Source organism: Bacillus sp. FCW2, from assembly GCF_021228595.1.
Taxonomy (GTDB): domain Bacteria; phylum Bacillota; class Bacilli; order Bacillales; family Bacillaceae; genus Bacillus; species Bacillus velezensis.
In genome coordinates this window covers 3,665,519-3,689,019 of record NZ_CP089436.1, presented here as the reverse complement: position 1 = coordinate 3,689,019, position 23,501 = coordinate 3,665,519, and the positions used below count along the sequence as shown (strand labels likewise).

The following is a 23,501-nucleotide window of genomic DNA, read 5'->3' as shown; positions in this document are numbered from 1 at the left end:
CATGCGCGAATGTGTGGAGCGTTCTTTTAAAAAGGTGAAAAGAGGACACTTGCCCATATCACTTCACAACTTTCTGTCCGCCCAACTGATTTGAGAAAAAGACGCTGTATTTCCTCCGTTTTCCCGGGTAAATAGAATAATAATGTTTCTTTCCATTGGAAGATAAAACCTTTCTGTACCATTCAAATGACCTCCGGAAAAACTCCGGCCGCTCTGAATAAACGTTTGAATCAACGATATATCAGTGATTCCAGTCCAATAAACCGCTGTTATCTATCAAATAAAGAATCGGCATGGCCACTTGCGAAGAAAAGAAGTTGGAGCATTAGACTTATTTCAGTCTCCCGGGCAAAAAAGTATAATAACGTCAGGAAAGCTTTCCAGCCATATGATAAAAGAGGGGGAATTTTCTTGGTACGTCGTTTGTCGATCATTTCTTTAGCCATGATTTTTGCTGTTTCTTTATTCGCTTTTGGCGGCTCTGCATCAGCAGCAGCTTTCAAACCTAAAGCTGAACCGGACGTTTCCATTTTAGCCAGCGGGGGTACAGTCGGTATTTACGGTGCTAATATGCGCTCATGCTCTAAGGTCAGCTGTTCAACGATCACAACATTCTCAAGCGGTAAAAAAATTACAGGTTCTTGGGTAACCGGAGAATATGTTCAAGGCCACTACACTAATTCTAATAAATGGCTGAAAGTCACGTATGCAGGAGCGACAGGCTACGTTTCAGTCACCACACTATCTTATTATTACGGTTTATAATCAGAAAAACCTCGTTCTCTTGAGAGCGGGGTTTTTCCTTTATTCCGATTCAATTTCCGCGTTTCGTTTCATCATCGTGTTTCATCAGCTGATCGATTTCTTCCTTAGAAGCGTTTTTTTTCCACTCTTTCGCCTGACTTGTCGCAATGGGAATGGCCCGTCCTTCTTCATAACCCTCATCTATCATCGCATTCGCGATTTCAATCGCTTTTTTCTTCACAGGTTCCTCGAGATTCTTCAATGATTGCGGATAATCCTTCATAGACCAAGGCATGTCTATCACTCCTTTATGAAAAGTGTTTCCCGCCTGAAGAAAAAGAAAACCGCCTCATCAAAAAGAATGACAGCTATTTTTATGAGAGACCAGCAATTTCCGAATAAAATATAAAGGATAAAGAAGCAAGTACAGATTGAATGCCCACCACATAAGATCAAAATCACCGATAAATACCCAAAAGGCAATCGCTTGCAGGCCTGAACAAAAGGTCAGCACAAGTGATATTAATGCGAAAGGGCGCCATAACGCATGTTTCCGTTTATAAAGAAACAAGCTGTACAGCCCGGTTATCGAAATGAAAATATCTAAGGGAAAGAATGACCAGTTCCAGGCCATTATCATGGCGTTATCATAATCTTTAAACACCATGTTTTTTGGAATCCACTCAAAAAAAGTAACAATCCAATAAACGATAAATCCAATATCTGTAATGAGAAAGAGAACCTTTAACCCTTTCATCATCTGTTTCTGTCCGTATGAACGCTGATGCCGTTTGATGACGTTTCACTTTCAGAAATAAAGTTTAAGGAAACGACACCGATGATGATCAGAAGAACAGAGACAGCTTTTATGACAGAGAACTGTTCATGAAAGAAAAAAATTCCGATCATGGAAATCAGCACGATCCCCATTCCCGACCAGACCGCATACGCGATGGAGACACTTATATATTTCAAAGTCAAAGTAAGAAAACAAAGGCTGCCGATATAAAACAATAATAATAAAATACTTGGGACAAGTTTTGTAAATCCATTTGATAATTTCATGCTGACCGTACCCAATACTTCAAAAATGATCGCTAAACTTAAATAAATCCATTGCATTCAACATTCTCCTTCAATCGTATTATTCAGAATTATACAATATATAGAATTTGAAGGAAATTAAACAATGAAATGTTTTCCGGATAAAAAATCCGGCCGGGTGTAAAAAGAAAACGCCATAAAGGTATACTATGAACAAAGAAATCAGAAAGGACGTGCAGGACGGGTGACAGAAGAGCGGACAGACCTGGAAAGACAACTGAGAGACATTCAAAAATGGGAAAAGGCGCAGCAGAGGGTGATGTTCTGGCAAACATTCACCCGCTTGCCGTTTCAGCTTTTGGACAAGCTGACACCGCAATTTATTCAGAGGAAAATCGGACTCATTCTCGATGAAACGGGAACGTTTATTCAGTCAGGCGGACAGTACCTTACATCAGAAAAGCGCATCATGAAAAAGTTTCAAAAAAGGCTGCCGCACGGTACATGTCAAACGCTTCACGACATCCGCAATGCGCCGCTTGCCGTCATGGACGAAATCGCAGAAGGCATAGCGCGTACAAGCGTAAAGGCCGCGACGGTGCAGGGAGCCGCAACGGGAGTCGGCGGTGTATTCACGCTGGCGGCAGACATTCCGGCGATGCTCGGCCTGTCCTTAAAGACGCTGCAAGATATCGCGGTTGCTTACGGCTTTGATCCGAAAGACAAAAAAGAACGCGTGTTTATCGTCAAATTGCTTCAGCTTGCATCCAGTGACGTCATCGGAAAAAAAGCGATCCTGCAAGATTTACGGCAATATGATCAAAACGACCGCGCCTATCAGCGCGTCGCCTCGCAAATCCAAGGCTGGCGGGAAGTCGTTTACAGCTACCGCGATACGTTCGCCGCGAAAAAACTGCTGCAAATGGTTCCGGCCGCAGGCATCATCTTCGGCGCGTCCGCCAACCGTTCAGCTTTAGAAAGCATCGCGGAAACAGGCATCATGCTTTATAAAAAACGCCGGATTCTAAAACGCATGAAGGATACAGAATAATAAAAAACCACCCGAAAACACATTCAATGTGTTTTCTTTGTTTAGCAGTTCTGAAATCGGGAAACCAACAACCAACACCAATTAAAGGAGGAATTCAAAAATGGCACAAGATAATAACAAAATGAGCAGAGAAGAAGCAGGTAAAAAAGGCGGAGAAGCGACAAGCAATAACCATGACAAAGAATTCTATCAGGAAATTGGTCAAAAAGGCGGAGAAGCCACAAGCAAAAATCACGACAAAGAATTCTATCAGGAAATCGGTGAAAAAGGCGGAGAAGCCACAAGCAAAAATCACGACAAAGAATTCTATCAGGAAATCGGTGAAAAAGGCGGAGAAGTCACAAGCAATAACCATGACAAGGAATTCTATCAAGAAATCGGCCAAAAAGGCGGAGAAGCCACAAGCAAAAATCATGACAAAGATTTTTATAAAGAAATCGGCCAAAAAGGCGGAAACAGACGAAGCAGCTAATAAAAGCATAAAGGCAGACAACCTGCAGATCAAAAGCGATCCGGCGCATCAGCTGGATCGCTTTTATTTTGGGAAAATCTTGATCTGAGCCGCCGTTGCGATACAATTAAATGAAAAAGGGGTTTTTCACTCGTGTCTGACATGCTGAATTTGCTCGCTATCGCCAATAAAGTCAAAGAAAAACACGACAATTTTTCAATCGCGGAGATCAATGACCACTGTGTGCGCCTCGCAGTGTTTACGGGAGAATATGACTGGCACCATCACCCTGACTCAGATGAATGGTTCATCGTTCTGGAGGGGGAGCTGCTGATTGATTTTAAGGACAAAGAAACCGCAGTGCTCAAAGCAAATGACAGCCTGCTCATCCCGAAAGGCACGATTCACCGCACCCGCTCTTACGTCAGAACCGTGAATCTCTGTGTCGAGCATGCGCATGCGAAAACAGTCATCACAGAGGAACGGTCATGCTGATCAAAAAGATTGTATGTGAAACAGACGCTGCAAACGCTGAAGCATTTGCGCAAGCACAGTCAAGGTGGGGAGCATTATCATGTGTAAATGGCTTCGTCAAACAGGCCGGCGGGTGGCGGAAAAACGCAGACGGCCTGTTCATCGCAGAGATCATCAGCGTTTGGGAGAACAGACAGGTCTATGATGATTTTATGGAGAACGAACATGACCGAATATACGAAGAAAACGAGCAGAAGGCTGCGATTCTCTCAATAGAAGTGATGCTGTACGAAGAGGATGAACCTGTCATTTATAAGCTGTTACATCATCCGGACATCCGATACGAACCGGACTGGACGGTTCTGAAGGCATAATGAAAGCCCAAAACAGTTTGTTTTGGGCTTGTGTCTTTACTCGCGTCCGGGAAGCGTGTTGTGGACATACGGCGGGACGGGATCCAGCTTAGCTATTTCGCCGTGCGCTTTCGGTTCTTTTTCGTATTCGAATGGTTCTCCGTCCGGCGCTGTTTCCTTCAGCCAATTTTGTTCAGCGCTTTGTCCGCCATCTGAGAAATGAATAAGCTTATGGGAGAATGACTGTTTTTCCAGCGCCTTCGGGAATGTGGAAGGAACGATCGGACCTTCCTGTTCTTCTAATTCTTTAATGGCCGCAAGCCATTGGTTTTGATGCATGGTATCGCGGGCCAATAAAAAGCTGAGCATATCTTTCACGCCTTTATCATCGGTCATTTCATACAGGCGTGCGACTTGAAGCCTTCCTTGTGATTCGGCGTTCAGATTGGCGCGGAAGTCTGCCAGAAGGTTTCCGCTTGCGACGATATAGCCTGCGCTCCACGGAACGCCCGTGCTGCTCTCCGGCATTGCGCCGAGTCCTGACACGATCGCATGATGCGGATTCATGCCGCCTAAAATGGACCCGATGACCGGATCATCAGCCGCTTTTTCCTGCTCTGCCAGCGGGGCGTCTTCTAACAGTCTCGCAATCATCGTCGCGATCATTTCGACATGGCCGATTTCTTCCGTCGCGGTATCCATCAGAAGATCCTTATATTTTTCATTGCCCCGTGTATTCCATCCTTGGAACAAATATTGCATGGCGACGGATATTTCCCCGTATTGTCCCCCTAAAATTTCCTGCATCTTTTTTGCAAACAGCGGATCAGGACGATCCGGTTTAGCCGGATGCTGCAGTTTTTTCGTATGTGTAAACATGTCTCCATCTCCTTTTTTGATCTGTCCCTATTTACTTCCCCGGCGGGAAAAGGGATGAAACGGAGATGGGCGTATTGGTCCTGCTAAGGCTCGCGGCGCAAGGATAACAAATCCTGCACAAGCCCGCGGCCGATCACCTGTTCATATTGTTCGTAAATCGGGTCGAGGCGTTTCATCCATGTGTTCTTTTCCGCTTTACTCAGCACATGAATATGAATGGATGAATTCTTCTTTATCTCTTCAAGCTGGTCTTTATTCATTTTCTCAGCGGAGGCTTCGTTCCACTCCGTCGTTTCTCGCATCGCCTCCGTTAAGATGGTTCTCGTTTTTTCTGTCTGCGAATTCCAGAAATGCTCGTCGGTCATCACGGCATAACCGAGGTACCCGTGATTGCTGATTGTCAAATAATCTTGAACATTATAAAATTTTTTAGAATAGATATTTGAAATCGTATTTTCTTCTCCGTCTACGAGATTGCTTTCCAAGAGCTGAAACGTGGAATTAAAGGAATCCTGCCGCGGGTGCGCGCCGAGCAGGCGGTACTGGTCTTCGATCACGCTGCTCGGCATGATCCTGAGCGCCTGTCCTTTCAAATCGTCCGGAGTGAAGATCGGCCCTTTATTTGACGTGAGCTGCTTAAACCCGTTCGTCCAGTACGCCAGTCCTTTCAAATGATGCTTTTCTAATGAAGCGAACAGGCGTGTGCCGATTTTGCCGTTGAGGCCTTCTTGCACGGCTTTATAGTTTGTAAACGCGTACGGCAGATCCAAAACACCCCATTCGGGAGACAGTGATCCGAGCTTTGAGGTGGAGGGAGCGATGAATTGCACGTCCCCGTTTTGAAGGGCGTTTATTTCTTCATTATCTGAATAGAGGCTCCCGTTTGGAAACACCTCTACTTTAATGGTGCCGCCGGACTTTTGATAGACAAGGTCGGCAAACTTATTCGCCGCCCGCCCTTTTGGCGTGTTTTCAGCAACGACATGGCTGAATTTGAAAACGATTTGATCTTTCAGGCCTTCCTGTTCGTCATCATAATACGGTTCTTCCGTTGAGAAACGATCATGAAAGCCGATGAATAAAGCGGTTCCGATACCGAGTACCATCAGGCTGAGACAAGTCAGCAAGCTTTTCATCGAAAACCCCCTCCGCCATTTTCTATAACAAGCATAATCGGGCGGGCCGTTTTCGTAAAGAGACGGAAAGGAAGAGGCCAATGACGAAAAAAAAGCTCACCATCCGCTGGAAAATCACCATACTTTCGTATATCGTCGTGCTTTTTACCTTTTTGATCGTCGGCATCGTGCTGATCGGCAATATTCAGCATACAGAGGAGCGCGAGCTGAAAAAACGGCTGATGAATACCGCGCGGACGGTATCTGAGATGACCGATGTCAAACGCGCCCTCGAGCAGAAAAAACAAAGGGAAGACGTGCGCCATGCGGTCGAAGAAATAAGGATCATCAATGAAGCGGACTACATCGTCGTTATGGATATGGATCATATTCGCTATTCACATCCCGTCAGCACAATGATCGGAAAGCGTTCAAGGGGTGAGGACGAAGCCGCGGCGTTCGCCGAGCACATTTATTTTTCCGAAGCAAAGGGAGAGATCGGCACCGCCGTCCGCGCTTTTTATCCCATCAAAGACCGGGATTTGAATCAGATCGGCGTCGTTCTGGCCGGTAAAACGCTGCCCGGATTCGGTGAAATTCTTCTTCAGCTGAAACATGAAATACTGTTTATCGTTCTGCTGGCGCTCGGGTTCGGACTGGCCGGCTCCTTTTTGCTGGCCCGCCACATCAAAAAACAAATGTTTTGGCTGGAGCCCCATGAGATCGTGAGAATGTATGAGGAACGGACCGCTACGTTTCATTCGATGAATGAGGGCGTCATCGCGATCGATAATCAGCATCACATCACCATTTTTAATGAAAAAGCGAAGCAGATATTCAATGTCAGACAAGAGACCGATGGCAGGCTGATCTGGGACGTGTTAAAAGATTCGCGGCTCCCTGAGATCGTCGAGCGGAACCGAGCCGTATATAATGAAGAAATCCAAGTCAGCGGAAAGGTGATCATGAGCAGCAGAATTCCGATCGTCATGAAAAAGAAGGTCATCGGAGCCGTCGCCATTTTTCAGGACAGGACGGAAGCGGCGAAAATGGCGGAAGAACTGACAGGTGTGAAAAATTTTGTCGATGCGCTCAGAGTCCAAAATCATGAACATATGAACAAGCTTCACACCATCGCGGGACTCATTCAGCTCGGAAAATCAGAAAAAGCGCTCCAGCTTGCTTTTAAGGAATCATCAGAACAAGAAAGCGTCACCGATTTTCTTCATCAGGCCATTCAGAATGACGCTGCGGCGGGGCTGCTGTTAAGCAAAATCAAAAGAGGAAAAGAGCTTGGCATTTCTGTGAAAATTGATGAAAACAGCAGTTTCTCGGCATTTCCGGAGCATGTCGACCAGCATGACATTGTCGTCCTGCTCGGCAATTTAATTGAAAATGCGTTCGGCGCATTCGAAACAGCGGACACGGAGGACAAACATATTGACATCAGTATCGAGCAAAATGATGAAGTGCTTGCTATATTAATAGAAGACAACGGAAGCGGGATTTCCGATCAGCACATCCCGCGCCTTTATGAAAAAGGGTTTACCGTCAATAAAACGGGAGGAACGGGATACGGCTTGTACCTCGTCAAACAAATCGTCGACAAAGGGATGGGCGTTATTGAAGTCGACACACGGCAGGGACAGGGAACGGCATTTTCTATTTTATTTCCGATGAAGGGGGAGGAATCATTCGATGGACATCAAGGTGCTGCTTATTGAAGATGATCCGATGGTGCAGGAGGTGAATAAAGAATTTATCACCGGTGTTTCGGGGTTCAGCGTCATCGCCACAGCCGCTGACGGAGACGAGGGAATCAGGCTTATTAAAGATCTGCGGCCCGGGCTCGTGGTATTAGACGTATATATGCCGAAAAAAGACGGAATTAAAACGCTCCAGGAAATCAGAAAACAAAAGCTCGAAGTGGACGTCATCATCGTCTCGGCCGCAAAAGACAAAGAAACAATCCAGCTTATGCTGCAAAACGGTGCGGCCGACTATATTTTGAAGCCGTTTAAGCTGGAGCGGATGAGACAGGCGCTCGAAAACTATAAACAATATAAACGGAAAATTGAAGAGCATGACACCATGTCGCAAGAGCAGCTTGACATGCTGCTTAAAATTCCGCAAAATCCGTCCCGGGATCTGCCGAAGGGGTTAAATCATTTTACGATGAATGAAATTTTGACCTATATGAAACAGCAGACGGAGCCGCTTTCAGCTGAAGAAGCCGCCAAAGCGCTCGGAATCGCCAGGGTGACGGCGCGGCGTTATCTTGATTTTCTTGAGAAAGACGGCCAGATTAAGCTCGACATTCAATACGGGGGAGTGGGCCGGCCGGTTAACCGCTACAAATTCGTCCGCTAGCCGAGACCAAAAAGACCAAAATGTCCGTTATGATCATAAGCTTCCCATCTTCGTTTGAAAACGCTATCATTTTCGTATAGACGCAGCGAGAAGCAAGGGGGAGCAGGGATGAAAATTTTTAAAAATCTTACGGTGCAGGTCATCACGGCGGTGATCATCGGCGTCATTGTCGGACTCGTTTGGCCTGAGGCCGGGAAGCAGATGAAGCCGCTCGGCGATACATTTATCAATGCGGTAAAAATGATTATCGCACCGATCATATTCCTGACGATCGTGCTTGGCATCGCCAAGATGGGAGACATGAAAAAAGTCGGCAAAGTCGGGGGAAAAGCATTTATTTATTTTGAAGTCGTGACCACCATCGCCCTTATTATCGGACTTCTGGTCGTCAATATCATGAAACCCGGTGAGGGGCTTGATTACAGCAAGCTTGAAAAAGGGGATGTCTCTCAGTACACGCAAAACGGGGGACAGGGGATTGACTGGATTGAATTTATCACTCACATCGTTCCGTCAAATATGGTTGACGCTTTCGCAAAAGGCGACATTCTTCAGGTCTTATTCTTTTCTGTTTTATTCGGTGTCGGCTTGGCGGCGCTCGGTGAAAGAGGCAAAAGCATTATTGATTTCTTTGATAAACTGTCGCATGTTTTTTTCAAAATCATCGGCTACATCATGCGCGCGGCGCCGATCGGCGCATTCGGGGCCATGGCCTATACGATCGGGCACTTCGGCCTTGATTCCATCAAGCCGCTGGCGAGTCTGATGCTGTCTGTATACGTTACGATGTTCCTGTTTGTATTTGTCGCTTTGAATATCATTTGCAAACTATTCGGTTTCAGCTTGTGGAACTATCTCCGTTTTATTAAAGATGAACTGCTCATCGTTCTCGGCACAAGCTCTTCTGAGTCCGTCCTTCCGCGGATGATGGATAAAATGGAGCGCTACGGCTGTTCCAAATCGGTTGTCGGCCTTGTCATTCCGACGGGATATTCTTTTAACCTGGACGGCACCTCGATTTATCTGTCCATGGCGACGGTTTTTCTGGCGCAGGTGTTCGGCGTTGACCTTACCATCGGCCAGCAGGTTACGATCATTCTCGTGCTGATGCTGACATCAAAAGGCGCGGCGGGCGTAACCGGAAGCGGATTTATCGTGCTCGCCTCCACTTTATCGGCGCTTCAGGTTATTCCGCTGGAGGGGCTGGCGCTGCTCCTCGGCGTCGACCGCTTTATGAGTGAAGGAAGGGCGATCGTCAACCTGATCGGAAACGGAATCGCCACCATCATCGTAGCCAAGAGTGAAAATGAGTTTGACGAAGTGAAAAGCACACAGGCCGTAAAAGAAATGAAAACGGCGGTATAAAAGGAAAGGAACGGCATGCATCGGGCATGCCGTTCTTTTTTTCGGCCGCCATGAGTAAAAAAGATAAATTTGTTCAAATTTATTAGGAGGTGGACAAAGACCTTAGCGTCATTTTGTTATATAATTTACAATTAGAGAGTGAAAGATGAAATCTAAGGGCTTTTTGTCCTAGCAGGAGTGTATAAATGGCGGCTATTTTTAAATTTTTTCAGCATCCGGGTGTCAGACGTTTTTCGGTTTTTCTTGTTTTGACTGGGGTGTTAGTTGTATTCCGAAGTATGATTAATTTGATTTTGCTTACGTTTATTTTTACTTTTCTGATGGATCGGCTGGAGACTGTCATCCGGCACGTGTTGAACCATTTTTTCCGGATCAGCCAGAGGGTGGTCATCACCATTTTATATATTGCGCTGGCTGTCGGGGCGACTGTCGGAGGCTTTGTCTTTTACCCGATTGTTGCCAAGCAGATTGAACAGCTGATTAAGCAGATCAAGCACATCGCGTATCATCCCGATGTCATTCCGTTTTATGATGAGATATCGAGCGTGTTCGGCGATATCAATATCGGTTCCTATGTAAAAGAAGGTTTTAATGTACTGTATACATACTTGGCCGATATCAGCACTTTCGGTTTGCAGGTCGTGATGTCACTGATTCTCAGCATGTTTTTCCTGTTCGAGAAAAAGCGGCTCACGGAGTTTATGAAAAAATTTCAGCACAGCAAGCTGTCTGTTTTTTACTACGAACTTGCTTTTTTCGGCAGCAAATTTGCGAGAACATTCGGCAAAGTGCTTGAAGCCCAATTTATTATCGCGCTGGTGAACTGTATCCTCACCTTGATCGCATTGGCGATTCTGCATTTTCCGCAGCTGTTCGGCCTGTCAATCATGGTCTTTTTCCTCGGGCTCATTCCCGTGGCGGGTGTGGTGATTTCGCTCATTCCGCTCAGCATCATCGCGTATACGACGGGCGGCGCTGCGTATGTCATCTACATCGTGCTGGTCATTTTCGTCATCCATGCGATTGAGACGTACTTCCTTAATCCGAAACTGATGTCAGCGAAAACGGAACTGCCGATCTTTTTTACCTTTACGGTTCTGATTTTCTCGGAACATTTCTTCGGCATTTGGGGCTTGATTATCGGAATTCCGATTTTTGTGTTCCTGCTTGATATTCTGGATGTCGTCAATAATGAAGAGAAGGAAAAAAACGGACCGGTCCCGGATAAGACATAACGTCGGCTCCGGCTCTTCACGAATATATGACTAATGTTATAATGCAGACAGTGCCTATGTACGGGCACTGTTTATTTTTTGTGAAAAAGGAGGAAGGCTGTATGACTGAGCCGATTTTACATATTGAAGGCCTTGACAAAACAATAGGCAAGAAGCACATTTTAAAAAACATCAGCATGGATGTCAGGCAGGGCGAGATCATCGGTTTGCTCGGTCCGAACGGGTCGGGGAAAACCACACTTATCCGAATCATCGTCGGTCTTTTAAAGAAAAACAGCGGCACGATTACAATTAACGGCTTTCAGCACGATGCTGATTTCGAAAAAGCGCTTGAATCCGTCGGAGCGATCGTGGAAAATCCTGAATTCTACCCGTACCTGACGGGGTGGGAAAATCTGAAGCACTTTGCCAACATGCACAAAAACATCAAAGAGGACAGGCTTCAGGAAGTCATCGAGCGTGTCGGGCTCACCCACGCCGTTCATGACAAAGTTAAAACGTATTCCCTTGGTATGCGTCAGCGTCTCGGGATTGCACAGGCCATTCTTCACCGTCCGAATCTGCTCATTTTAGATGAACCGACAAACGGGCTTGATCCCGGCGGAATGAAGGATTTCCGCGATCACTTAAAGGAACTCGCGGAGCTTGAAGGGACGAGCATCCTTTTTGCGACGCATTTATTGCGTGAAGTGGAGGACCTTTGCGACCGTGTCATCATCATTCAAAAAGGTGAGATCAAAACAGAGGTTGTTCTGCGCGGCGCTGAGGAAAAAGAAGAAAAAGCCGTCCTCGACATTCAGCCGGCTGACGAAGCATTCGAATGGCTGTCCCAACAGCAATTTGCTCCGGAGAAAAACGGCGGGGGCATTACCGTCACCGTAGCGAAGAAGGACATCCCGGCATTAAACCGTGCGCTCGTCGGACAAGACTTTCTCGTGTATTCCATCATGCCGTATGCGGAATCGCTGGAGGATGAATTCATGAAAGTGACGACGGCGCTTCAAGAGGAGGGGGAGACGAATGTTTAAATTGACAGCGAATGAGCATATGAAACTCTTTAACCGAAAAGTCTCATTAGTGGCGCTGATTCTGATGGCCGTTCTCCAATTTATTATGGCGCTTGTCATTAAACGGCTTGTCATCAGTTCCGGAACGGATGAGAATTTCATCGGCTATATGGCGTACGCGCCCGGGCTGAATATTCTGCTTGAGGCATTAACGATCGTGATCGCGGCAACGATCATTTCCGCTGAATTTGATAAGAAAACGATCAAATTTCTGTTAATCCGCCCGGTAAAGCGGGAGCGGATTTTTGTATCTAAACTCATTACCGTATTTTTGGTCAGCTTGTACCTGTATGCGGCGTACTATATTCTGTCTCTGCTGTTCGGCATGGCTTTCTTCGGCGTGTCGGTGACATCTGAATCAGGGACGCTTCTGATGAACACCCTGAAAGTAATCGGCACGAACTGGGTCGAGGCGTTTGCGATGGCATGCTTTGGCTTGTTGTGTTCTTCTGTATTCCGAAACAGCGCAACGGCCGTCATTTTGTCATTTATCGTGCTGTACGGCGCAAAATCACTCGTGACGATTATGTCGCTCTTCCAAAACAAATGGGGAAGTTTTCTGCTGTTCGCAAATACTGACCTGACGCAATATATGAGCGGGGCGAAACCGCTGTTTGCGGGAATGACGCCGTTATTTTCCGCAGGCATTATCATTATCCATATCGTATTCTTCTTAGCCGTCGCTTGGTGGAGCTTTTGCAAACGCGATGTTCGGGTATAAAGTAAAGGAATGACATTTTTGTGAAAAAGATCACGATAAATCAATAATTTATGCTATTTTGATTTATAATAAAGGTAATGACGGAGGTGCTCACTTGAGAAATTTTATTACCGCATTACCGATTGTGTTATTGCTTGGTTTTTCCTTTGTGTCATTCATGTTCCAATTCGAACATCTTGTTTATTTCAGGCTTGCGCTGGGTTTGTTTTCTACAGTGGGGCTGTTTCTCTTATATAAAATGAAGTCGGGATTCCGTTATTTCATCATCTACCTGTATGCAAGCTGGATCGTGCTTGCGGCGGTTACCGCGTTTGAAGAGCCGATTTTTTCAAGCTTTTTCTTTGGCGGGCTTGTGATGACGATGGGTTATCTCACATATATGCTGATTTATCTCGGGCTCAAGCAGGACCGCGGCCCGGAAGCAGTCTGAACGCGCTATTCCATGGAATAGCGTGTTTTTTTGTACAGCCTCACAGTTGCGAAACGAGACTTGAATCTCTATAATACTTATTAACTTTATCGGAATTATAATGGGGGGATTCCAGTGTCTTTATGGATACAGAATGAACGGCAGAGGGAATGGGTGGAAAAAATCGGCCTGCTTGCAGACGAATTTCAAAAAACAGCCGCGCTTGATGATGAGGCGGGCCGTTTTCCCGCGGAGAAAATTCAAAGACTGCGCGACGCGGGATATACGGCGTTAACGGTACCTGAGGCATTCGGCGGTGCAGGCATTTCCGTTTATGATATGGTGCTGTTTCAGGAACGGCTGGCGCGGGGAGACGCGGCCGTTGCTCTCGGAATCGGCTGGCATTTATCCGTCATGGGTGAGCTCGGAGAAGGAAACAGCTGGGATGAAGGTGTCTTTTCATTTATCACAGAAGAGGTGAAAAAGGGAGCTGTCCTGAACAGGGCAGCGACGGAACGGCAGACCGGCAGTCCGACGAGGGGAGGAAGACCCGGCACCTCCGCTGTCAAAAAAGACGGAAAATGGGTGCTGAACGGCCGAAAAACCTTTACAACCCTTTCGCTGACTTTGGATTATATGCTTGTGACGGCATGGATTGAAGAAAAACAAACGACCGGTGTTTTTCTCATTCATAAAGATCAGGCAGGCGTTTCAGTCGAAGAAACATGGGATATGATTGCCATGAAGGCGACCGGAAGCCATGATCTCCTTTTAGATCATGTCACGGTCAGTGATGAGCGGCTTGTGGAGCTTATCAGCGGGCCGAGAGCGGCGAAAGTGAATGGCTGGCTGCTTCACATTCCCGCTGCTTATCTGGGTATCGCTCAAGCGGCAAGGGACTATGCCGTCCAGTTTGCATCCGAATATTCGCCGAACAGCCTGAACGGACCGATTAAAGACGTGCCGGCCGTTGGGCAGCGTGTCGGGGAAATGGAGCTTGAATTGTTAAAAGCGAGACAGTTTCTCTTCACGGCGGCGCAAATGTATGATGACCCGAAACGCCGCCCTTTCATCAAAAGCGAGCTCGGCGCCGCAAAACATATTGTGACAAATGCCGTCCTTTCTGTTGTTGATAAAGCAATGAGAATCACCGGCGCAAAAAGCCTGGAGCGAAATAATCCGCTTCAGCGGTATTATCGGGATGCCCGGGCCGGCCTTCACAATCCGCCGATGGACGATGCGGTCATCGGCAAATTAGCGGCGGAAGCCTTTGAGCAATAAAAAAAGAGCCTGAAAAAGGCTCTTTTTATGTATGGCTGTTGTGCCGGAGCAGTTTTTGATGCTTGCGGTCAATTCTGTCATAGATCACATTCATCAGCTTTTGATTATTCATAATGGCCGCCTTGTTTTCTTTTATCAGCTGTTCGTATGTTTTTATTTTACGTTTCGCCATGAGCCCGCACCTTCCTTACATATTTGTATTCGCTTTCTAATTCTCCGAGCGATAATTCATATAAATGCCGTTCCGACTTTTTGTATATTCCGTTATTGATCAGCAAATGGATCAGATGTTTTTTTCGTCCTTCAACTGATGATCTGAGCTGAGGAGAAGACCTCATGATTACCCTCCTAATCAAATGATATTGAGAATCATTATCAGTTAATGAAAGTATACAATGGGCATATTCATATGTAAAGGAAAAATACCGCCAATTTTTCGACAAAAAGTTTCCCGGGGAATAATGCTGTCGAATTGATTGTGTTTCTGTCAGATCAAAGCTGCTATTTTTCCGCTTTTCCATCCATACTATGAATGAGAATGGAGGAGTCCTTACATGAATGATCAAACGGCAAACTTAAAACGGGGCGAAAAAGGCGCGATTCTTAATATCGCCGCGTACCTCATCCTTGCCGCCGTCAAACTGGTGATCGGTCTTATTTATCATTCCGAAGCGCTCAGAGCGGACGGGTTAAATAATGCCACGGATATTGTCGCATCACTGGCTGTGCTGATCGGGCTCCGGATTTCCCAGCGCCCCGCGGACAGTGATCATGCTTACGGACATTATCGGGCTGAAACAATTTCTTCATTAATTGCGTCTTTTATTATGATGGCGGTCGGTATTGAAGTGCTGATCGGAGGAGCAAAGGCGATTGTCAGCGGAACGGAGGCCGAGCCGAGCTTCATTGCGGCATGGACGGCGCTCGGAAGCGCGATTGTAATGTACGGCATGTATGTATATAACAGCCGACTTGCGGATCGGGTTAAAAGTTCTGCCCTTCATGCGGCGGCGAAAGACAGCCGTTCTGACGCCTATGTCAGTATTGGGGCGTTTATAGGCGTCTTAACGGCCCGGCTTCATCTGCCGTGGATTGATCCGGTTATTGCTTTTCTGATCGGAATCATCATCTGTAAGACGGCATGGGACATCTTCAAAGATGCATCCCACTCATTGACAGACGGATTTGATCTGAAAGATTTGGAGCCGTATAAACACACAGTGAAAGAAATAAAAGAGGTCAGCAGGCTGAAGGATGTGAAAGCAAGGTATTTGGGGAGCACGGTTCATGTGGAAATGGTCATTACGGTAGATCCGGGACTGTCTGTGAAAGAAGGCCACGAAGTAGCCGATGAGGTCGAATATGCAATAAAACATGAACATGATGTGACTCATGTCCATGTTCATGTAGAGCCTGAAGTCATAAACAAAGATCGTGAAACGAATTAAATATGCTGTGATAAAAACTCTGTGACTTCTTCGGGCGTTTTCGCGTTTGCGCTGTGAAGATGCGCTTTCTTTTCGCCGTTTTTAAAGATCAGAAGGCTCGGTATGCCCATTACCTGATATTTGTCGGCAAGCTCAGGGAGCTCGTCTCTGTTCAGTTCATACCAATCATTTTGATTATATTCTTCCAAAATATCGCCGATGAACATATTCATGCGCGTGCAGTCAGGGCACCAGTCAGCGAAAAATTTCACGATGATTTCCTTGTCGGATTGAATAAGTTCATTAAATTGTTCTGTTGTACTGATTTTTTTCATATGACACATCTCCTTTTCCATGCCATTTTAATATAAAATAAAAAGGAATTACATACAAATGCTTTCATATTCAGAATGCCCAAAAATAATTAGATCATTTTCTGAGGAAAGTGATAAGATAGTAAAGATGAATTGTTGTGGGGGGAATATCCATTGAAAACAAGTCTAGGATTGGTGTACGGCGGAAAGTCAGCCGAACACAATGTATCGCTGCAGACAGCATTAGCTGTAACAAAAGCGCTTAATACTGAGAAGTTTGATATACATCCGATTTACATCACTGAAAAAGGAGAATGGCAAAGAGGCCCGCTGCTGACTGAGCCGGTTTCCAACGTGAAAATGCTTCAGCTGGAACAAAACGGTGAAAGTTTCGCTCTATCAGCATTGAACCGGGAAATGTTTCCTGAAGCGTCGCCTGACGAAAAGGCGCCGATCGATGTCGTATTTCCGCTTCTGCACGGACCGAACGGTGAAGACGGCACCATTCAGGGTCTGCTGGAATTGCTGAACGTTCCTTATGTCGGCAACGGGGTGCTTGCATCATCAGCCGGCATGGATAAAGTCATCATGAAGCATTTGTTCGCTCAAGCGGGGCTTCCGCAGGCGAAGTACGCCGCTTTCTTAAAAAAGGACTGGAAACAGACGCCGGACAGCTGCTTACAGCAGGTTGAAGAGGAGCTTGGGTATCCATGCTTCGTCAAACCGGCGAACCTCGGATCAAGCGTCGGAATCAGCAAATGCCGAAATCGCGAAGAGCTTGAAAAAGCCTTCGAACTGGCTTTTGAGTATGATCGGAAAATTGTGGTGGAAGAAGGAATCGCCGGAAGAGAAATCGAAATCGGCATACTCGGAAATGACGAACCGAAATGCTCCGCCGTCGGTGAAATCGCGCCGAAAACCGACTTTTACGATTACAAGGCGAAATATGAAGACGGCGACACGGATTTAATGATTCCCGCGCAAGTGACGGATGAACAATATGCGGAAATCAGCGAGATGGCGATTAAAGCCTTCAAAGCGATTGACGGATCAGGCCTTGTCCGCGCCGATTTCTTCCTGACCAATGACGGTCAAGTGCTCATTAACGAAGTGAACACAATGCCGGGCTTTACGCCATTCAGCATGTTCCCGCTGCTTTGGAAAGAAGCAGGCGTAGATTACAGTGATCTGATAGAACAGCTGGTTGAGCTGGCAAAAGAACGCCATGCCGAAAAACAGCTGATTAAACATACATTTTAATGAAGACGGACACTGCCTGAAGGGGCAGTGTCTTTTCCCGTAACAGACAACATTTTCAGAAAGCGAGGTGCCACCTTTGATAAAGCGAACTGTAAAACGAATCGCAGACATGGTCAAAGGCACACTGACAAATCCCGTATTTGAACAAACAATGATTGAGGGCGCCGCAACCGATACGCGGACTTTGGAAAAAAATCAGCTGTTCATTCCTTTAAAAGGCGAGCATTTTAACGGCCACACCTTTGTGCCGCAAGCATTCGAAAAAGGCGTTTCCGCGGTATTGTGGGACCGCTCTGAACCGAATCCGCCGGAAGAGCGTGCTGTCATCCTGGTCGATGACACGCTGGAGGCGCTGCAAACATTGGCAAAAGCTTATTTGAAAGAGCTCGGCACACGGGTTATCGGGGTGACTGGGAGCAACGGAAAAACGACAACGAAAGACATGCTTCACGCCGTTCTCGGCACGCAGTACCGCGTTCACAAAACCGCCGGCAATTTCAACAACCATATCGGCCTGCCGCTGACCGTGCTTGCCATGCCTGAAGATACAGAAATCGCCGTTTTAGAAATGGGAATGAGCGCGAGAGGCGAAATTGATTTTCTGAGCCGTCTTGCTGAACCGGAAGCTGCCGTCATTACCAATATCGGCGAATCCCACATGCAGGATTTAGGCTCAAGAGAAGGAATTGCGGAGGCAAAACTTGAAATTATAAACGGACTTCGGGAAGACGGCGTTCTGTTTTATTTCGGGGATGAGCCGCTGCTTCGCGAAAAGACGTACACTTGCCGGACAACGACATACGGCGCAGGCGCGGACAATGATCTCCGCCTGAAAGAAATAAAACAGGCGGAAGAAGGCACGTACTTCAATATCGACGGAATCGGCCGTTCTTTCTTTATTCCCGTTCTCGGCAGACATAATGTCATGAATGCCATGGCCGCATACGCCGCCGGCATCTATTTCGGCATTACGCCGGAAAATGCCGCTCTGGGACTGAGCCGCCTGAAGGTGACGGGGATGAGATTGGAACTGGTCAAAACGGACAACGGCATCTCGATCGTAAACGACGCATATAATGCGAGCCCGACGTCAATGAAAGCGGCGGTCGAATTAATCGAAACGATGAAAGGCTATCGGAAGAAAATGCTCGTGCTCGGTGATATGCTTGAACTTGGTGATGAAGAAAAAGCATTCCACGAAGAATGCGGAGCTGCGATCAATCCGGCGGAAATCGACCATGTATTTACTTACGGCACACTCGGCGCATTCATCGCTGACGGAGCGCGCCGGCGTTTTAAAGAAGGGCGCGTCAGCCATTATCTTGACAAAAAAGAACTGCTTCACGCCATACAGGAAATGGCCGCTTCCGGCGATCTCCTTCTGTTTAAAGCATCGAGAGGTATGAAGCTCGAAGAAATCGTTAAAGATTTATTAGAGAAGCACTGAAAAAATACTGATCAGCATCATAAAAATATACAAAAATGAAGAAACTAATTCAGGGTGAAATAATTCTGTCCGTATGAAAAAGAAAGACCGCCGGCTGGGAAATCCCGTCCGGCGCGGGGTCCGGCCCCGTTCGCGGGAAGAATCCGGTCAGGCCGCTTCCGGCCGCCTGACCATCTCGCCTTATTGAAAAACACATAGTGTAATGGTAAGATTAAACGTAAAGTAATTCGGGCTTTGTATACGTATGATCCTGTCCTTTGGATGAAAGGGCGGTTTTTAGTGGTAAATCACGACATTACTGAAACAGCAATCAGAAGGAGTTTGAATAATTTGACTATAACGTTTCAAGATTTCCAATTAAGTTCTGATCTCATGAAATCAATCAATCGTATGGGATTTGAAGAAGCAACACCGATCCAGGCACAAACGATTCCGCTCGGACTTTTAAATAAAGATGTCATCGGACAAGCGCAAACAGGTACAGGTAAAACAGCTGCGTTCGGTATACCCCTTGTTGAAAAAATGAACCCCGAGTCTCCTAATATTCAAGCAATCGTAATCGCGCCAACCCGTGAATTAGCCATTCAAGTATCTGAAGAGTTATATAAAATCGGACAAGATAAGCGTGCGAAAGTACTGCCTATTTACGGCGGCCAGGATATCGGACGTCAAATCCGCGCATTGAAGAAAAACCCGCATATCATCGTAGGTACGCCGGGGCGTCTTCTTGACCATATCAACCGCCGCACGATCCGTTTAAATAACGTGAACACGGTTGTCATGGATGAGGCTGATGAAATGCTGAACATGGGATTCATTGATGACATTGAATCCATTCTCTCAAACGTGCCGAGCGACCACCAAACGCTCTTATTCTCAGCAACAATGCCTGCGCCGATCAAACGGATCGCAGAGCGTTTCATGACTGAGCCGGAACACGTAAAAGTAAAAGCGAAAGAAATGACTGTGTCCAACATTCAGCAGTTCTACTTGGAAGTGCAGGAGCGCAAAAAATTCGATACGCTGACTCGTCTTCTTGACATTCAGTCTCCGGAACTTGCGATCGTATTCGGACGTACGAAACGCCGTGTCGATGAGCTTGCTGAAGCCCTGAACCTTCGCGGATATGCGGCTGAAGGAATTCACGGCGACTTAACGCAGGCGAAACGTATGGTTGCGCTTCGCAAGTTTAAAGAAGGTGCGATCGAAGTGCTTGTAGCGACTGACGTTGCCGCCCGCGGACTTGATATCTCAGGCGTTACCCACGTTTACAACTTTGACGTGCCTCAAGATCCTGAAAGTTACGTTCACCGTATCGGAAGAACGGGCCGTGCAGGAAAAACGGGTATGGCGATGACGTTTATCACACCGCGTGAGAAAAGCATGCTTCGCGCGATTGAACAAACGACAAAACGCAAAATGGACCGCATGAAAGAGCCGACGCTTGACGAAGCATTAGAAGGACAGCAGCAGGTGACGGTTGACCGTCTGCGCACGGCGATCAGCGAAAACAACCTGAACTTCTACATGACGGCAGCTGCGGAATTGTTAGAAGATCATGATGCAGTGACAGTTGTGGCTGCAGCCATTAAAATGGCGACAAAAGAGCCGGACAGCACGCCTGTACGCCTCACTGATGAAGCGCCTATGGTCAGCAAACGCTATAAAAACCAGCGTACTTCTAAGCGCAGAGACGGCCAAGGCGGCGGCTACCGCGGCGGCAAAGGGAAAAACAACAACCGTTCTTCCTACGATAAAAAACGCTCAAGCGACCGCCGTTCTTCAGGTGACAGACGCCAGAAAAAATCATACTAAAACACAGGAAGCGGACCCTTTTACGGGGTCCGCTTTTTTTTTGATATGCCGGAAAGTGAATCTTTTTTGCAAATCAGCCGTATTTGTATGTATGATAAAAAATGGGAGGTAGGTATGTTGAGAGCACAGCCAAAAAATCGAATCAGTCCAAGCGGCTTAAAAGTCTGGCGTCTTCAGGAAATCATCCTGTCCGCCTTCTGTCTTCTGGCCGTTATAGCAGCAGCTGTTTTAAGCCATTTCTTCCATTGGCCGTATTGGATCACCGGAGTCCTCGGCATCATTTGGGTTATCGGTTCAGTAATATCCGTCTATGCCATACCGAAAATCAGGCACAGGATCTGGCGCTATGAAGTCCATGAAAATGAAATTGATATTCAATCCGGCATTTTTATTGTCAAACGGGTCATTGTGCCGATGGTGAGGGTGCAGCACGTAGATACTTCACAAGGCCCGCTCCTCAGAAAGTACCGTCTGGCCTCAGTCAAAATCTCCACGGCGGCAACCGTTCATTCCATTCCGGCGCTTGATATGGAGGAAGCTGACCGGCTGAGGGATTCCATTTCCCGTCTGGCAAGGGTGACGGAAGATGATGTCTGAGCCGAAACGTCTGCATCCGGCGGCCGTGATTTTGAACTTATTCCATATTATTATCGAAACCATTAAAAACATTATTCTGCCATTTTTTCTCGTCTATATTGTAAACTCCAACCACTTCATCCGCTTTTACGGAGGCATTGCGCTCGCCGTCCTGCTTATCTGGCTGATTACGGCTAGTGTGATCGAGTGGAGAAAATTTACATACCGGATTGAGGACGGAGAATTCAGAATTGAAGAAGGCTTGTTTTTTACGAAAAAGAGATACATCTCCATTGACCGGATTCAATCAATGAATACGAGTGCCGGCATCATTCAGCAGCTTTTTAAGCTTGTTAAGCTTCAAATCGAAACGGCCGGCGACGGGAAAAACGCCGAGGCCGTCTTATCCGCCATTACTGTGGAAGAGGCGGAACGGATCAGAGCGGCTGTTTTTCAGCAAAAAGCGGAGCAAGAAGAACGAGGGGAGACTGCAGCGGAGCAGGAGCCGATGAGCGGGGAAGATGTGCAATCCGTTTACCGCCTGTCTGTAGGTGAGCTGCTTATGGCCGCCTCAACATCCGGGGGAATCGGTGTCATCATTTCAGCGGTATTCGCCCTCTTTTCTCAGATTGATGAAGTACTTCCGATGGACTGGCTCTATGACAGGTTTTCCTTTCTCAAGCATGCGAGCATCGGCATATACGCCGTGATCATTTTCATAGGATTGTTCATCGCCTGGCTGTTAAGCATCGCCGGTATGATGATCAAGCATGCCAACTTTAAAATAGAAAAAAAGGAACACGAATTGGTTATTACCAGAGGAATTATTGAAAAGCATCAAGTGACAATCCCGCTCCGTAAAATCCAAGCCATTAAAATGAAAGAAAATGTGATCAGGCAATTATTCGGATACGCGACGGTTGCGATTGTCAGCGCCGGCAGTGCGGGGAATGAGAAAGAAGGAGCACAGACGATTCTGTTTCCGATCATCCGCAAATCAAAGCTCGGTGTGATGCTAAATCGTTTCACACCGGATTACGTGCTGGAAGAAAACCGGAATCATTTGCCGAAAAGGGCGCTGCGCCGGTATTTATTCCGATCTATAATCTTCTCGGTTTTCGTGATCATCCCGCTTTGTATTCTGTTTAAGCCGTGGGGATATGCATCGCTGCTTGTGCTTCCTGTCGAACTGGTGCTTGGATATGCTTCGTTTAGGACAGCGTCATGGTGCATAAACGGCGGCAGGCTTCAGATCACCACGAGGCTGATCGGGAAGACGACCACGATTATGCTGAGAAGAAGAATGCAGATGTTTGAAGTCAGCCGCTCCTTTCTGCAAAAAAGAAGGCGGCTCGCATCTGTGGCTACCGCAGTGAAATCAGCTCACCACATGGAGCTTGTCATGCTGAAGGATGTCAGCGAGGAAGATGCCGAACGCATCGGGCGCTGGTATTCATATGAAAAAGCGGACGGTTAATACCGCCGCTTTTTTTGCTGCACGCATAAAAAGGAAAGCAAAAATCCGCCTGCCAGTCCGAACAAATGCGCCATAATGTTAATATTAGAGTTGATAAACGTCGACAGCACCGCGATGATAAGCAGGGTCATAATCATTTTCGACTGATCCCGGCCGATCAGCTCCTTGCGGAAAACAGTCAGAAACACATACACGCCGAAAAGTCCGAAGATCGCGCCGGATGCGCCGACATGCACATAATCAAGCGGTTCGGCAAGATACGTGCCGATATTGCCGATGATGCCCGATGCGATGTACACAATCAGAAAACGGACTTTTCCGAGCATCTGCTCAAGCGGGGGCGCGAATAAAAAGAGAGACATGGAGTTAAACAAAAGGTGAGTGAAATTCGCATGTAAAAACATCGGTGTCACCAGCCGCCACCATTCTCCCGAGGAAACGCCGTAATTATAGCCGGTCACAGCATCTGACCACATCATGACGGAATGAAGCGGCATACTGAAAAACAGCCATAAGAACGCCTGCAGCGCCAAGATACAGCTGACGGCCGGATAACGTCTGATAAAAGTCTGGAAATTTTCCGTTCGTATAAACATCGCAAGCCCCTTTGCATCTGATTTGTTACA

General features: G+C 46.8%; 27 protein-coding genes and 1 pseudogene. 19 read left to right on the top strand and 9 right to left on the bottom strand.

Translation table 11 applies throughout. The annotated features are described in order from the left end of the window. Window positions 1-411: 411 nt before the first annotated feature. On the top strand, window positions 412-765 hold the full coding sequence (locus K3G25_RS18315) for a hypothetical protein (protein WP_007410203.1): 354 nt from the start codon (window positions 412-414) through the stop codon (window positions 763-765). Between the two features lie 58 nt (window positions 766-823). On the opposite strand, the pseudogene K3G25_RS18310 reads toward K3G25_RS18315, so the two are convergent. The 3 genes and pseudogenes from K3G25_RS18310 to K3G25_RS18300 all read right to left on the bottom strand — a co-directional run. Then, window positions 824-1,039, bottom strand: a pseudogene (locus K3G25_RS18310) (DUF2188 domain-containing protein); the annotation flags it as partial. Window positions 1,040-1,096: 57 nt separating this feature from the next. Then, the gene (locus tag K3G25_RS18305; RefSeq protein WP_014720748.1) at window positions 1,097-1,504 is read right to left on the bottom strand and encodes a DUF5360 family protein; all 408 of its coding nucleotides are present in this window, start codon (window positions 1,502-1,504) and stop codon (window positions 1,097-1,099) included. Continuing rightward, the gene (locus K3G25_RS18300; RefSeq protein ID WP_017419236.1) at window positions 1,501-1,866 is read right to left on the bottom strand and encodes a DMT family transporter; all 366 of its coding nucleotides are present in this window, start codon (window positions 1,864-1,866) and stop codon (window positions 1,501-1,503) included. Before K3G25_RS18300 ends, K3G25_RS18305 begins: the two co-directional genes overlap by 4 nt. A 166-nt stretch (window positions 1,867-2,032) precedes the next feature. On the opposite strand from K3G25_RS18300, the gene K3G25_RS18295 reads away from it, so the two are divergent. The 4 genes from K3G25_RS18295 (at window position 2,033) to K3G25_RS18280 (ending at window position 4,138) form a co-directional block, all read left to right on the top strand. Beyond that, entirely contained in the window at window positions 2,033-2,839 is an 807-nt protein-coding gene (locus tag K3G25_RS18295) for an EcsC family protein (protein ID WP_022552624.1), read from the top strand. A gap of 100 nt (window positions 2,840-2,939) precedes the next feature. Then, window positions 2,940-3,311, top strand: a complete 372-nt coding sequence (gsiB, locus tag K3G25_RS18290) for a glucose starvation-inducible protein GsiB (RefSeq protein WP_146282675.1) — start codon at window positions 2,940-2,942, stop codon at window positions 3,309-3,311. A gap of 132 nt (window positions 3,312-3,443) precedes the next feature. Continuing rightward, window positions 3,444-3,785 (top strand): cupin domain-containing protein, encoded by a 342-nt coding sequence (locus K3G25_RS18285; protein ID WP_017419234.1) that lies wholly within the window; start codon window positions 3,444-3,446, stop codon window positions 3,783-3,785. Continuing rightward, on the top strand, window positions 3,779-4,138 hold the full coding sequence (locus K3G25_RS18280; protein WP_215522594.1) for a DUF4937 domain-containing protein: 360 nt from the start codon (window positions 3,779-3,781) through the stop codon (window positions 4,136-4,138). Before K3G25_RS18285 ends, K3G25_RS18280 begins: the two co-directional genes overlap by 7 nt. Before the next feature lie 36 nt (window positions 4,139-4,174). Here K3G25_RS18280 and K3G25_RS18275 read toward each other — a convergent pair whose 3' ends face one another. Next, complete coding sequence (locus tag K3G25_RS18275) at window positions 4,175-4,996, bottom strand: manganese catalase (protein WP_065180970.1); 822 nt, start codon at window positions 4,994-4,996, stop codon at window positions 4,175-4,177. Window positions 4,997-5,079: 83 nt separating this feature from the next. Beyond that, window positions 5,080-6,132, bottom strand: coding sequence for a TRAP transporter substrate-binding protein (locus tag K3G25_RS18270; protein ID WP_021495085.1), 1,053 nt, complete (start codon window positions 6,130-6,132; stop codon window positions 5,080-5,082). Between the two features lie 80 nt (window positions 6,133-6,212). On the opposite strand from K3G25_RS18270, the gene K3G25_RS18265 reads away from it, so the two are divergent. The 8 genes from K3G25_RS18265 (at window position 6,213) to K3G25_RS18230 (ending at window position 14,559) form a co-directional block, all read left to right on the top strand. After that, window positions 6,213-7,835 carry a two-component system sensor histidine kinase DctS gene (locus tag K3G25_RS18265; protein WP_021495084.1) on the top strand — a complete coding sequence of 541 codons (1,623 nt, stop codon included), beginning with the start codon at window positions 6,213-6,215 and terminating at the stop codon, window positions 7,833-7,835. Next, window positions 7,810-8,481 (top strand): two-component system response regulator DctR, encoded by a 672-nt coding sequence (locus K3G25_RS18260; protein ID WP_003156219.1) that lies wholly within the window; start codon window positions 7,810-7,812, stop codon window positions 8,479-8,481. The genes K3G25_RS18265 and K3G25_RS18260 overlap by 26 nt, the downstream gene beginning before the upstream one ends. 108 nt (window positions 8,482-8,589) lie before the next feature. Continuing rightward, window positions 8,590-9,846, top strand: a complete 1,257-nt coding sequence (gene dctP, locus K3G25_RS18255) for a C4-dicarboxylate transporter DctP (protein ID WP_007410214.1) — start codon at window positions 8,590-8,592, stop codon at window positions 9,844-9,846. Between the two features lie 185 nt (window positions 9,847-10,031). Further along, window positions 10,032-11,081 carry an AI-2E family transporter gene (locus K3G25_RS18250; RefSeq protein ID WP_017419231.1) on the top strand — a complete coding sequence of 350 codons (1,050 nt, stop codon included), beginning with the start codon at window positions 10,032-10,034 and terminating at the stop codon, window positions 11,079-11,081. Between the two features lie 101 nt (window positions 11,082-11,182). Next, on the top strand, window positions 11,183-12,109 hold the full coding sequence (locus K3G25_RS18245; protein ID WP_022552628.1) for an ABC transporter ATP-binding protein: 927 nt from the start codon (window positions 11,183-11,185) through the stop codon (window positions 12,107-12,109). Continuing rightward, window positions 12,102-12,869 carry an ABC transporter permease gene (locus K3G25_RS18240; RefSeq protein ID WP_007410217.1) on the top strand — a complete coding sequence of 256 codons (768 nt, stop codon included), beginning with the start codon at window positions 12,102-12,104 and terminating at the stop codon, window positions 12,867-12,869. The genes K3G25_RS18245 and K3G25_RS18240 overlap by 8 nt, the downstream gene beginning before the upstream one ends. A 94-nt stretch (window positions 12,870-12,963) precedes the next feature. Continuing rightward, window positions 12,964-13,299, top strand: a complete 336-nt coding sequence (locus K3G25_RS18235; protein ID WP_007410218.1) for a hypothetical protein — start codon at window positions 12,964-12,966, stop codon at window positions 13,297-13,299. Between the two features lie 114 nt (window positions 13,300-13,413). Then, window positions 13,414-14,559 (top strand): acyl-CoA dehydrogenase family protein, encoded by a 1,146-nt coding sequence (locus K3G25_RS18230; protein ID WP_021495083.1) that lies wholly within the window; start codon window positions 13,414-13,416, stop codon window positions 14,557-14,559. A gap of 25 nt (window positions 14,560-14,584) precedes the next feature. Here the strand turns inward: K3G25_RS18230 and fbpB are convergent, their stop codons facing one another. After that, window positions 14,585-14,731, bottom strand: a complete 147-nt coding sequence (gene fbpB / locus K3G25_RS18225) for a Fur-regulated basic protein FbpB (RefSeq protein ID WP_003156206.1) — start codon at window positions 14,729-14,731, stop codon at window positions 14,585-14,587. Further along, entirely contained in the window at window positions 14,718-14,897 is a 180-nt protein-coding gene (locus K3G25_RS18220; RefSeq protein ID WP_003156203.1) for a Fur-regulated basic protein FbpA, read from the bottom strand. The genes fbpB and K3G25_RS18220 overlap by 14 nt, the downstream gene beginning before the upstream one ends. A 216-nt stretch (window positions 14,898-15,113) precedes the next feature. On the opposite strand from K3G25_RS18220, the gene K3G25_RS18215 reads away from it, so the two are divergent. After that, window positions 15,114-16,007, top strand: coding sequence for a cation diffusion facilitator family transporter (locus K3G25_RS18215; protein WP_007410221.1), 894 nt, complete (start codon window positions 15,114-15,116; stop codon window positions 16,005-16,007). On the opposite strand, the gene K3G25_RS18210 is transcribed toward K3G25_RS18215, so the two are convergent. Beyond that, window positions 16,004-16,321: a thioredoxin family protein gene (locus K3G25_RS18210; protein WP_003156200.1), complete on the bottom strand. Its 318-nt coding sequence runs from the start codon at window positions 16,319-16,321 to the stop codon at window positions 16,004-16,006. The genes K3G25_RS18215 and K3G25_RS18210 overlap by 4 nt on opposite strands. A 153-nt stretch (window positions 16,322-16,474) precedes the next feature. On the opposite strand from K3G25_RS18210, the gene K3G25_RS18205 reads away from it, so the two are divergent. From K3G25_RS18205 to K3G25_RS18185, 5 genes are all read left to right on the top strand, one after another. Then, a complete protein-coding gene (locus K3G25_RS18205; protein ID WP_029974096.1) occupies window positions 16,475-17,560 on the top strand; it encodes a D-alanine--D-alanine ligase in 1,086 nt (361 codons plus the stop codon). 76 nt (window positions 17,561-17,636) lie between these two features. Continuing rightward, the gene (gene murF / locus K3G25_RS18200; RefSeq protein WP_232489455.1) at window positions 17,637-19,007 is read left to right on the top strand and encodes a UDP-N-acetylmuramoyl-tripeptide--D-alanyl-D-alanine ligase; all 1,371 of its coding nucleotides are present in this window, start codon (window positions 17,637-17,639) and stop codon (window positions 19,005-19,007) included. A 330-nt stretch (window positions 19,008-19,337) separates the two neighbouring features. Next, the gene (gene cshA, locus K3G25_RS18195; RefSeq protein WP_014416963.1) at window positions 19,338-20,822 is read left to right on the top strand and encodes a degradosome RNA helicase CshA; all 1,485 of its coding nucleotides are present in this window, start codon (window positions 19,338-19,340) and stop codon (window positions 20,820-20,822) included. A gap of 117 nt (window positions 20,823-20,939) precedes the next feature. Then, window positions 20,940-21,419 carry a PH domain-containing protein gene (locus tag K3G25_RS18190; protein WP_025649968.1) on the top strand — a complete coding sequence of 160 codons (480 nt, stop codon included), beginning with the start codon at window positions 20,940-20,942 and terminating at the stop codon, window positions 21,417-21,419. Beyond that, window positions 21,409-22,875, top strand: a complete 1,467-nt coding sequence (locus K3G25_RS18185; RefSeq protein ID WP_232489454.1) for a PH domain-containing protein — start codon at window positions 21,409-21,411, stop codon at window positions 22,873-22,875. Before K3G25_RS18190 ends, K3G25_RS18185 begins: the two co-directional genes overlap by 11 nt. Here K3G25_RS18185 and K3G25_RS18180 read toward each other — a convergent pair. Continuing rightward, a complete protein-coding gene (locus K3G25_RS18180) occupies window positions 22,872-23,471 on the bottom strand; it encodes a rhomboid family intramembrane serine protease (protein WP_003156193.1) in 600 nt (199 codons plus the stop codon). The two genes, K3G25_RS18185 and K3G25_RS18180, sit on opposite strands and share 4 nt — an antisense overlap. Window positions 23,472-23,501 lie beyond the last annotated feature (30 nt).